This is a genomic window from Nocardia sp. NPDC004860 (assembly GCF_040609015.1).
Classification (GTDB): domain Bacteria; phylum Actinomycetota; class Actinomycetes; order Mycobacteriales; family Mycobacteriaceae; genus Nocardia.
The window spans coordinates 1-1216 of record NZ_JBEXJI010000068.1 but is presented as its reverse complement, the minus strand read 5'-3'; the positions used below and the strand labels follow the sequence as shown (position 1 = coordinate 1216).

The 1216-nt window shown below is 64.0% G+C and carries 2 protein-coding genes; both read left to right on the top strand.

Annotation, left to right across the window (positions count from 1 at the left end; all coding sequences use genetic code 11):
• Window positions 1–42: 42 nt before the first annotated feature.
• Window positions 43–651 carry a helix-turn-helix domain-containing protein gene (locus ABZV44_RS45540; protein ID WP_354851645.1) on the top strand — a complete coding sequence of 203 codons (609 nt, stop codon included), beginning with the start codon at window positions 43–45 and terminating at the stop codon, window positions 649–651.
• Window positions 564–1202: an IS630 family transposase gene (locus tag ABZV44_RS45535; protein WP_354851642.1), complete on the top strand. Its 639-nt coding sequence runs from the start codon at window positions 564–566 to the stop codon at window positions 1200–1202. Before ABZV44_RS45540 ends, ABZV44_RS45535 begins: the two co-directional genes overlap by 88 nt.
• Window positions 1203–1216: the final 14 nt, after the last annotated feature.

Sequence of the window (1216 nt, the reverse complement as noted above, 5' to 3'; positions counted from 1 at the left end):
TGCTGCGTTCCTCAATGATCGTGTATCTTGTTGCTGGTCTTGGTGGTTCGGGTGTGGTCGAGGTGGGTTCTGCCGAAGGTGTTGGTTGCGCGGGCAGCACGGGATGTGTTGGAGGAGCGCAAGATTCGTAAGCTGGCTGCGGCTCGGCACGCACCTGGGGATTGGATCCGGCGTGCGCGGATGATCACGGCGAGTTGGGACGGTATGTCCACTGCGGAGATCGCGAGCGAGCTGGGCTGTCATCGGCAGACAGTGCGAGAACGGTTGCACCGGTTCAATACTCACGGCTTGGATGGTCTGGGCGATCGGCGAGGGGCAGGGCGTAAACCGCGGCTGACCGAAACAGAGCGCAGCCGGATCGTGGCCTTGGTCGCCACCACCCCGCCGGGGCGTTTGACCCGGCGATCCGACGGGGCTCTGGAGGCCGAGCAGGACGCAGCGCCGTCGAGCTGGACCCTGGATTCGCTCACCACGGCCCTGCGCGCCGAAGGCATTGTCGTAGGCCGTAGTCAGGTGCGCAGAATCCTTGCGGCAGAAGGTGTTCGATGGCGTAGACCGCGGTCGTGGACGACGAGCAAGGACCCGTACTTCGTCCCAAAAGGACCCACATCGTCGGTCTCTACACGCAGCCACCCGCAGGCGCCACGGTAGTCTGCGCCGACGAACTGGGCCCGGTCTCACCCCGAACTTTCGGACCAGCACCGGGGTGGTCGGTCGACGGGCACCGGATCAAAGCGCCACTGGAATACTCGCGCGGCCCGGACAAGATCTGGGTCTACGGATCGATCCGCGTCCGCGACGGCCACGCCGTCACGCTCACCGCGTCCTCCCGCAATAGCGTCAACTACCAGCGCTTCCTCGAACTGATCGAACAAGCCAATCCGACCGGTGACATCTACGTCGTCACCGACAACCTGTCCAGTCACAACAGCAAATCCACCCGCGAATGGCTCGAGGACCATCCGAGGATCAAGCACGCGTTCATCCCCGTCGGGGCGTGCTGGCTCAACCTGCAAGAACCATGGTGGCGGATCTTCCGGCGAGAAGCTCTCGCCGGACAAACCTTCGCCGACCACACAGAGATCGACCGAGCCACCCATCAAGCCACTGCCGCCCTCAATGCCCGCGCACGACCATGGATCTGGGGCCGACCAGCCCCGAAACCCCGAACCCTACGCCGCCGCTTTGTGTACCACCTTTGAGGAACGCAGCACTA